Here is a 9194-nt window from a genome sequence, read left to right as displayed (position 1 = left end):
TGAGGTGGTCAAGTCTTTCTAGACAGCCGATAGGGTGTTTTTTCGACTCATCAACATTTCGTGGATAGCTGGCGGGACCTGTCCGTTGGCCGCGTGTAGGCGCCGGTAGTTGTAGTACGACGTCAGAAAGACGATGGCATCTTGTTCGGCGTCGTAGCGGGTCTCGTAAGTGGGTCGCATCCATTCGGTTTTCAGTGTGGCGAAGACTCGTTCGGCGACCGCGTTGTCCCAGCAATGCCCTTTCCGGCTCATGCTTTGGCTGATCCCCAGGTCTTGTAGGCGCCGGATGAAGCCGAAGCTGTTGTATTGCGCGCCTTGGTCGGAGTGGAACATCAACCCGCCCGAGGGCTTACGTTCCCGCACCGCCATGTCCAGGGCAGCGAGCACCAGCTTGGTGTTTGGCTGTTTCGAGAAGGCCCAGCCGACGATCCGCCGGGCATACAGATCCACCACGATCGCCAGGTATAACCAGCCCTGCCGGGTCGGGAGGAAGGTGATGTCGCCGACCCAGACCTGATTGGGCCGGGCGACATTGAACTGCTGATCAAGAAGGTTCGGCGCGGGCGTCGTCGTCTTATTCGCCCTGCGAAACGTACGCCGGCGCACCCGTTCGGCCCATACGCCAGCCTTCTTCATCAGGGTGCGTGCGCGATATCGGCCCGTCGGCATGCCTTGCCGGGCAAGCTCCGCGGCCATACGGCGCGTGCCGTAGCTGCCCCGGCTTTGACGGTGAATCTTTCGAACCGAGGCCACCGCCGCGGGCTCTTCAGGGGCTGGCCGCTCCTCCGCGCCCCGCCCGGCGTAATAGCTGCTGCGGGGATATTCCATGGCATCGCACAACTGCGTGACCGGGTAGGCCCCCTTCAGTTCATCGATCACCGCCGTGGGCGATCGCTCTCCCGAACGAAGAAGGCGATAGATTTTTTTAGCAGTTCACGCTCCTCCTGGAGCTTAAGCACCTGCGCTTCGAGCTCGACGACACGCCTACGGTCCTCCTCGGCCGTCCTTTGGCTACCTGGCTCCGGATGCTCGGCCTGGTACATCGCCACCCACCGTCTCAATGCGGTAGGACCGACATCCAACATCTCACACACCTGCCGTGTCGAATGGCCTTCGGCCAGGATCAGATGTACCGCCTCGTCCCGCTGCGCCTGCGTAATGTCCTTGCGTCCCATGGTTCACCTCGTTCTGGCCGTGAATCCCCGTGGGGTGTCCAGAAAGATTAGACCACCTCACCCACCCTCGCTGCTCAGACAGGTCCTCGTCGTTCGAAAGGGAGTGCCCCTCCGGGGCATGTGTACCTATTTGGCCTACGGCCGCGAACCGGCAGCTGGGCGGGGGTTTGAAACTCGCCATCCATGGCTCGATTTCAAACGGCCGGCCCTCCATGGCCGGCCCCCTGACGGGCTGTTCCCGCCCAGCCGCCTCGCCTGCGGAACTCGCCTCGAGGGTGGGCACCAAGGACTCTCGGACGCGGTGCGGTCGGGTGGTGGGAGAGCCGAGGTCGCTTTGATGGTGGGGTACGGCTTCATCGCGCTGTAGGCCATCGCGCGCAAGCGCGCTCCCACAGGCGAATGACGGCCGGGCTGCGACGGCCTTGTGGGAGCGCGCTTGCGCGCGACATCTTTCGCGAAAGCGCCGCAGGGTCATGCCGGTCGAGGCGAAAGCTGTCGGCCACAGGGTGGCCTCCTACGAAGGCTAGGCCTTCCCAACAACACCCTCAGCGCGTCCGAGCGCTAGAAGCGATGGCGAACGCCGAGCCCCGCGAAGCCGAAGGCGAGCCTTTTTGGGGCATTTGGACGGCCAAGTCCCCCAGGCAGTTGCGCACCGCAGCAATCCACGGCATTATCGAGGCTTCACCTATTCGAAAGCCCCCCGTGTCCCACGCCGACTACACCTCGAACGTCTTCACCAGCGCCCGCATGGCCGCAGGGATGACGTCCCGTGCTCGTCGACCGTACATCGGATATTCGGCCGGGTAGGCTGTCGCGCGCGTTTCATTCGCATCGACTAAAAAACCCGGCCCCGTGCCGGGTTTTTTTGTTTCCGATTCCCCATTCTTCCCACGGCCCCGCCAGGCCACCGACCGATCTGGATAGCCATGACCGTTCGCCACTTCCTCAACACCACGGACTACAGCCGCGCCGAGATCGACGCCCTGCTCGAGCAGGCCGCCGAGTTCAAGCGCTCGCCCCAGGGCCAGCAGCTCGCCGGCAAGGCCATCGCGCTGCTGTTCTTCAACCCCAGCATGCGCACCCGTACCAGCTTCGAGATCGGCGCGTTCCAGCTGGGCGGCCACGCCGTGGTGCTGGCCCCGGGCAAGGATGCGTGGCCCATCGAGTTCGAGGTGGGCACGGTCATGGATGGCGACACCGAGGAGCACATCGCCGAGGTGGCTCGCGTGCTCTCCCGCTACGTGGACCTGATCGCCGTCCGCGCCTTCCCGAAGTTCCAGGACTGGCAGGTCGATCGCCAGGACAAGGTGCTCAAGGCGTTCGCCCAGTACGCGACGGTGCCGGTCATCAACATGGAAACGATCACCCACCCCTGCCAGGAGCTGGCCCACGCGCTGGCCATGAAGGAGCACCTGGGTGACCTGCAGAACAAGAAATACGTCCTGACCTGGACCTACCACCCGAAGCCGCTGAACACCGCCGTGGCCAACTCCGCGCTGCTCATCGCCACCAAGATGGGCATGGACGTGACCCTGCTGTGCCCGACGCCGGAGTACATCCTGGACCAGCGCTACATGGATTTCGCCGCGCAGAACGCGAAGGAAAACGGCGGCTCGCTGCAGGTCTCGCACGATATCGACGCGGCTTACAGCGGCGCGCACGTGATCTACGCCAAGAGCTGGGGCGCGCTGCCGTACTTCGGCCGCTGGGATGAAGAGAAGGCCATTCGCGATGCTAACAAGCACTTCATCGTCGACGAAGCCAAGATGGCGCTCACCGATAACGGCCTCTTCAGCCACTGCCTCCCGCTGCGCCGGAACATCAAGGCGACGGATGCGGTGATGGATTCGCCGGCCTGCATCGCCGTGGACGAGGCGGAAAACCGCCTGCACGTCCAGAAGGCCGTCATGGCCTCGCTCATGTCGCAACCGGGCGTGAAGTCCGGCCTCGGTTTCTGATTCGCCTCGCCCTTTAGCCCTAATTCCAAGCCTTTTCCGGAGCCAGCATGTCCAGCAAAGATATCGTCCTCGCCTTCTCGGGCGGCCTCGACACCAGCTTCTGCGTCCCCTACCTGATGGAGCGCGGCTATGCCGTGCATACCGTGTTCGTCGATACCGGTGGTGTCTCCGCCGAAGAGCGTGAGTACATCGAGCAGCGCGCGCATGAACTGGGCGCCGCCTCGCACCGCACCGTCGATGCCTCGCAGGCGATCTGGGATAGCTTCGTCACGCCGCTGATCTGGGCTGGCGAGTTCTACCAGGGCCAGTACCCGCTGCTGGTGTCCGACCGCTACCTCATCGTGAAGGCGTCGCTGGAGCGTTGCGACGAGCTGGGTACCAAGCTGTTCGCCCACGGCTGCACCGGCATGGGCAACGACCAGGTCCGTTTCGACCTGACCGTGAAGGCCCTCGGCGATTACACGATCATCGCCCCGATCCGCGAGATCCAGCGTGAGCACACCCAGGTTCGCGCCTACGAGCAGAAGTACCTGGAAGAGAAGGGCTTCGAAGTCCGCGCCAAGACCAAGCACTACACCATCAACGAGAACGTGCTGGGCGTGACCATCTCCGGCGGCGAGATCGATGCGTGGGAGATCCCGGAAGAGGGCGCCGTAGCCTGGTGCGCACCGCGCGCCGAATGGCCGTCCGAACCGCTGCGCATCGAGCTCGGCTTCGACAAGGGCGTGGCCACCACGCTCAATGGCAAGGCCGCGACGGGTCCGGAGATCCTCGGCTTCCTCAACCGCGAACTGGCTAAGTACGGCGTGGGCCGTAGCCTGTACACCGGCGACACCAACATCGGCCTGAAGGGCCGCATCGTGTTCGAAGCGCCGGCGCTCACCGCGCTGCTCACCGCGCACCGCGCGCTGGAAGAGACCGTGCTGTCGAAGCAGCAGAACCGCTTCAAGCCGGAAATCGGCCGCAAGTGGACCGAGATCGCCTACGAAGGTTTCTTCAACGACCCGATCAAGGCCGACCTGGAAGCCTACCTGGTCAGCACGCAGCGCAAGGTCGATGGCAAGGTCATCATCGAAACCCGTGGCGGTACCGTGTACGCCGTGAAGGTCGAATCGAAGAACCTGCTGCACTCGAAGAAGGCCACCTATGCACAGGCGGCCGACTGGGGCGTCGCCGAGGCCGAGGGCTTCATCAAGCTCTACGGCATGAGCTCGACGATCTGGGCGGAAGTCGACCGCGCCAACGGCGGCAAGTGATCGAGGCCCATGGATAAGCTCCTGAAGGACACCCTTGACCACCTGCGTGCGCTCGTGTCGTTCGACACGCGCAACCCGCCGCGTGAGATCGGCACGGGCGGCATCTTCGATTACCTGCGCGCGAACCTCCCGGGGTTCGACGTGCAGGTGACCGATTTCGGTGCCGGCGCCGTGAACCTGTACGCCGTGCGCGGCACGCCGAAAGTGCTGTTCAACGTGCACCTGGATACCGTGCCGGATAGCCCGCACTGGACGACCAACCCGCACGAACTGCGGGTGACCGAAGACCGCGCGATCGGCCTGGGTGCCTGCGACATCAAGGGTGCCGCCGCCGCGCTCGTGGCCGTGGCCAACGCGTCGCAGGGCGATATGGCGCTGTTGCTTTCCACTGATGAAGAAGCCAACGATGCGCGTTGCATCGATGGCTTCCTCAAGGACAAGCCGGCCTACGATGCCATCATCGTCGCGGAGCCCACGAAGGGCGAAGCGGTGCTGGCGCACCGTGGCATCCATTCGGTGCAGATGCGCTTCAAGGGCCGCGCCGCGCATGCGTCCGGCGAGCAGACCCCTTCGGATAGCGCTCTTCACCAGGCGATCCGCTGGGGCGCTGCCGCGCTAGATCACGTGCAGGTCCTGTCGCACGAGCGCTTTGGTGGCCTGACCGGCCTGCGCTTCAACGTGGGCAAGATCGAAGGCGGGATCAAGGCGAACATGATCGCCCCGACCGCCGATGTGCGTTTCGGCTTCCGCCCGCTGCCGTCGATGGATGCGGACAAGCTGCTCGAGACCTTCCGCACGCTCGTGGAACCGCACCCGGTCGAGTACGGCGAAACCTTCCGCGGCGATTCGCTGCCGGCGGGCGACACCGCCACCGCCGAGGCGCGCCGCCTCGCCGCGCGCGACCTCGCCGACGAGCTGGAGATCCCGGTAGGCAATGCCGTGGACTTCTGGACCGAGGCCGCGCTGTTCTCGCGGTCCGGCTACATCTCCTTCGTGTATGGCCCTGGCGACATCGCGCAAGCGCACACCGCCGATGAGTGGGTCGCCCTCGACCAGCTCGCCCATTACGCCCAGACCATCCACCGGATCGTCGATCGTGGAATCTAACAAGCACACCCGCAAAACCATCGTGCGCCTCCTGTCCGCCATGGGCAGCGCGCGCGAGATCCAGCAGTACCTCAAGCGCTTCTCCCAGCTCGATGCCAAGCGCTTCGCGGTGGTGAAGGTGGGCGGCGCCGTGTTGCGCGATGAACTGGCCGACCTGACCTCGTCGCTCTCGTTCCTGCAGCAGGTGGGCCTCACGCCCATCGTGCTGCACGGCGCGGGCCCGCAGCTGGACGAGGAGCTCTCGGCCGCCGGCATCGTCAAGAAGACGGTGAACGGCCTGCGCGTGACCTCGCCCGAAGCCCTCGCCATCGTCCGCCGGGTCTTCCAGTCGCAGAACCTGCGCCTGGTCGAAGCCCTGCAGGAAGTCGATACGCGTGCCACGTCCGTCCCTTCGGGCGTGTTCACCGCCGATTTCCTCGACCCGGAGCAGCTCGGCCTGGTCGGCAAGGTGCGCGCGATCAACCTGGCGCCGATCGAGGCCAGCCTGCGCGCCGGTTCGATCCCGGTCATCGCCAGCCTGGGCGAAACGGATTCGGGGCAGATCCTCAACATCAACGCTGACTTCGCCGCCAACGAACTGGTGCGCGTCCTGCAGCCGTACAAGATCGTGTTCCTCACCGGCACGGGCGGCCTGCTCGATGGCGAAGGCAACATCATCGACTCGATCAACCTGTCGACCGAGTATGAGCAGCTGCTGGAGCAGCCCTGGCTGCACTCGGGCATGCGCCTGAAGATCGAGCAGATCAAGGACCTGCTGGACGACCTGCCGCTGACCTCGTCGGTGTCGATCACGCGCCCGGCCGATCTCGCGAAGGAACTGTTCACCCACAAGGGCTCGGGTACGCTGGTTCGTCGCGGTGAGCGCGTCCTGCGCTTCGATTCGTGGGAGGGCGTCGATCTCGAGCGGATGACCTCGCTGATCGAATCCAGTTTCGGCCGCACGCTGGTGCCGGATTACTTCGAGCGCACGAAGCTGTACCGGCTGTACGTGTCGGAGAATTACCGTGCGGCAATGGTGCTGACCCACGAGGACGGCTTTGCCTACCTCGACAAGTTCGCGGTGCTGGACGACGCACAGGGCGAGGGCCTTGGCCGTGCCGTCTGGCAGGTGATGCGCGACGAGAACCCGACGCTGTTCTGGCGCTCGCGCCACGGCAACGCCATCAACCATTTCTACTACGCGGAATCCGACGGCTGCTTCAAGTAGTCGCGCTGGAAGGTGTTCTGGTACGGCCTGGATAACTTCGCCGATATCGAACGCTGCGTCGCGCACTGCGCCACCCGCATCCCTACCTTGCAGGACTGACCCAAGCCATGGCCACCAAGACCATCGGTATCGTCGGCGCGCGCGGCCACACGGGCGCCGAGCTGATCCGCCTTATCGCCCGCCATCCCTCGCTCGAGCTGTCGTTCGTGTCTTCGCGCGAGCTGGACCGCCAGCGCCTTGCCGACCACAACGACGTGTACAAGGGCGAACTGCACTACACGAGCCTCGACCCCGCCGCCGTGGCGGAGCAGGGCGTCGACGTGGTGATCCTGGCACTGCCCAACGGCAAGGCCGCGCCGTACGTGGAGGCGATCGACAAGGCCGGTGGCAGTACCGTTATCGTTGATCTCTCCGCAGACTATCGTTTCGACGAGCGCTGGTACTACGGCCTGCCGGAGCTGTACCGGGACCGCTGGCGCGGCGAGAAGCGCATCAGCAACCCCGGTTGCTATGCCACGGCGATCCAGTGCTCCATCGCACCGATCAAGGACCTGCTGGCAGCGCCGCCGGTCTCCTTCGGCGTCTCGGGTTATTCCGGTGCCGGTACGACGCCGTCCGACCGCAACGACCCGGACAAGCTGCGCGACAACCTCATGCCGTACTCGCTCACCGGGCACATGCATGAGAAGGAAGCCAGCCGCCACCTGGGCCTGCCCGTGGAATTCATGCCGCACGTGGCCCCGCATTTCCGTGGCCTCACCGTGACGACGAACCTCTACCTGGCAAAGCCGTCGAAGCGCGAAGACATCGTCGCGCGGTTCGAGGCGCGCTTCGCCAGCGAGAAGCTGATCCACGTGGTGGACGAGGCGCCGTGGGTGAGCCAGGTCGCGCACAAGCACCATCTCGATGTGGGCGGCTTCGCGCTGTCGGTCGATGGCCGCCGTGTCGTCGTGGTCGCCACGCTCGATAACCTGCTCAAGGGCGCGGCCACCCAGGCCATGCAGAACGTCAACCGCGCGCTCGGCTTCGACGAGCTCACCGCCATCCCGCTGTAAGGACCGACGATGACCCAGCCGCTCTGGCAGAAATCCGATACGCAGGTCGATGCGAAGATCATGCGCTTCCTCGCGGGCAACGACGTGGTCCTCGACCGCGAGTTTTTCCTGCACGACATCACGGCGAGCAAGGCGCACGTCGAAGGCCTCGCCAACATCGGCGTCGTTTCCGCGGAGGAGCGCGATGCCCTGAAGCGTGAGCTCGATGCACTGGCCGCGGATTTCTCCGCGGGTGCTTTCGTGCTCGATGAACGTTTCGAGGACGGCCATTCGGCGATCGAGGCGCGCCTGACCGAGCGTCTGGGCGATGCCGGCCGCCGTGTGCACACGGGTCGCAGCCGCAACGACCAGATCCTGGTGGCGACGCGCCTCTGGTTGAAGGAGAAGCTGTTGGCGCTGGAAGCCGTGTGCCGCCGCGTTGCCGAGGTATGTCTCGAGCGTGCGGCCGGTGAAGCACTGCCGATGCCGGGTTACACGCATATCCAGCGTGCGGTCGTTTCGTCGACGGGCATGTGGTTCGCCGCGTTCGCCGAGGCGTTCATCGACAACACGCTGCGCGCCCGCCAGGCGCTCGAGCTCATCGACGCGAACCCGCTGGGTACGGCGGCCGGCTACGGTGTGAACGTGGCATTGGATCGGGCGCATACCACGCAGGCGCTCGGCTTCTCGCGCATGCAGGTGTCGCCGATCTACGCGCAGCTGTCGCGCGGCAAGTTCGAGATGGCGGCGCTCGACGCCGTGGGTACCGCGCTGCTCGATACGCGCCGCCTCGCTTGGGATCTCTCGCTCTTCACCACGGCCGAGTTCGACTTCGTGAAGCTGCCGGCCGAGTACACCACCGGCTCATCGATCATGCCGAACAAGCGGAACCCGGATGTGGTCGAGCTGCTCCGTGCGAGCTATGCCAGCGTCGCTGCCGCGCGTACGGAGATCGAGCAGCTGCTCTCGCTGCCGTCGGGTTACCAGCGCGACCTGCAGTTCTCCAAGGGCTCGCTGTTCCATGGCTTCTCCATGGGCCTGGGTGCTTTGGAGCTGCTGCCGGACATGCTCGCCCGCTTCGAGTGGAAGGCGGAGAAGATGCGTGCCGCGATCGAGCCGGCGATGTACGCCACCGACGTGGCGATCGAGCAGGCCGTGGCGGGCGTCCCATTCCGCGATGCCTACCGCGCCGCCGCGGAAACCGCCGCGTCGGCCGGCGAAGGCCGTTCCCCGGAATCCAGCCTGGCGGCACGCACCTCGCCGGGCGCGGGCAACGACCTGATGCTCGACACGCTCAAGGCGCGACTCACCCACCTGGGCTGAGCACGCCGACGCACCCCTGTGGGAGGGGGGGGGGGGGGGGGCGGGGGGGGGGGGGGGGGGGGCCGGGCCCCGCTCGGCCCCGGCCCCCACCGCCAGCCGGCCGGGGGGGGGGGGGGGGGGGGGGGGGGGGGGCG

At 65.6% G+C, this 9194-nt stretch carries 7 protein-coding genes and 1 pseudogene; 6 read left to right on the top strand and 2 right to left on the bottom strand.

Features of this window, described 5'->3' with window-relative positions; genetic code table 11:
• Positions 1–18 precede the first annotated feature (18 nt).
• Complete coding sequence (locus ACTHLF_RS08550) at positions 19–879, bottom strand: IS3 family transposase (protein WP_440326569.1); 861 nt, start codon at positions 877–879, stop codon at positions 19–21.
• Positions 876–1175, bottom strand: coding sequence for a transposase (locus ACTHLF_RS08545; RefSeq protein ID WP_440326567.1), 300 nt, complete (start codon positions 1173–1175; stop codon positions 876–878). The genes ACTHLF_RS08550 and ACTHLF_RS08545 overlap by 4 nt, the downstream gene beginning before the upstream one ends.
• A 926-nt stretch (positions 1176–2101) precedes the next feature.
• Between ACTHLF_RS08545 and ACTHLF_RS08540 the strand changes: the two genes are divergently transcribed.
• The 6 genes and pseudogenes from ACTHLF_RS08540 (at position 2102) to ACTHLF_RS08515 (ending at position 9060) form a co-directional block, all read left to right on the top strand.
• Positions 2102–3133, top strand: coding sequence for an N-acetylornithine carbamoyltransferase (locus ACTHLF_RS08540; RefSeq protein ID WP_440326565.1), 1032 nt, complete (start codon positions 2102–2104; stop codon positions 3131–3133).
• A gap of 47 nt (positions 3134–3180) precedes the next feature.
• On the top strand, positions 3181–4389 hold the full coding sequence (locus tag ACTHLF_RS08535; protein WP_440326563.1) for an argininosuccinate synthase: 1209 nt from the start codon (positions 3181–3183) through the stop codon (positions 4387–4389).
• Between the two features lie 9 nt (positions 4390–4398).
• Entirely contained in the window at positions 4399–5496 is a 1098-nt protein-coding gene (locus ACTHLF_RS08530) for an acetylornithine deacetylase (protein WP_440326561.1), read from the top strand.
• Positions 5486–6802: pseudogene (locus ACTHLF_RS08525) on the top strand (acetylglutamate kinase). The gene ACTHLF_RS08530 and the pseudogene ACTHLF_RS08525 overlap by 11 nt, the downstream one beginning before the upstream one ends.
• An 8-nt stretch (positions 6803–6810) precedes the next feature.
• Positions 6811–7758 carry an N-acetyl-gamma-glutamyl-phosphate reductase gene (gene argC, locus ACTHLF_RS08520; protein ID WP_440326560.1) on the top strand — a complete coding sequence of 316 codons (948 nt, stop codon included), beginning with the start codon at positions 6811–6813 and terminating at the stop codon, positions 7756–7758.
• 9 nt (positions 7759–7767) lie between these two features.
• Positions 7768–9060, top strand: coding sequence for an argininosuccinate lyase (locus tag ACTHLF_RS08515; protein WP_440326559.1), 1293 nt, complete (start codon positions 7768–7770; stop codon positions 9058–9060).
• The last annotated feature ends 134 nt before the right edge of the window (positions 9061–9194 follow it).

The sequence above is a fragment of the Luteibacter sp. genome, from assembly GCF_051958795.1.
Taxonomy (GTDB): Bacteria; Pseudomonadota; Gammaproteobacteria; order Xanthomonadales; family Rhodanobacteraceae; genus Luteibacter.
This window is presented reverse-complemented; position numbering and strand designations above follow the sequence as displayed.

Bases quoted from the DNA above. Each gene is read 5' to 3' on its own strand.
- ACTHLF_RS08540 (WP_440326565.1), top strand. From the start codon at position 2,102: ATGACCGTTCGCCACTTCCTCAACACCACGGACTACAGCCGCGCCGAG.
- argC (WP_440326560.1), top strand. From the start codon at position 6,811: ATGGCCACCAAGACCATCGGTATCGTCGGCGCGCGCGGCCACACGGGC.
- ACTHLF_RS08535 (WP_440326563.1), top strand. From the start codon at position 3,181: ATGTCCAGCAAAGATATCGTCCTCGCCTTCTCGGGCGGCCTCGACACC.
- ACTHLF_RS08515 (WP_440326559.1), top strand. From the start codon at position 7,768: ATGACCCAGCCGCTCTGGCAGAAATCCGATACGCAGGTCGATGCGAAG.
- ACTHLF_RS08530 (WP_440326561.1), top strand. From the start codon at position 4,399: ATGGATAAGCTCCTGAAGGACACCCTTGACCACCTGCGTGCGCTCGTG.
- ACTHLF_RS08545 (WP_440326567.1), bottom strand. From the start codon at position 1,175: ATGGGACGCAAGGACATTACGCAGGCGCAGCGGGACGAGGCGGTACAT.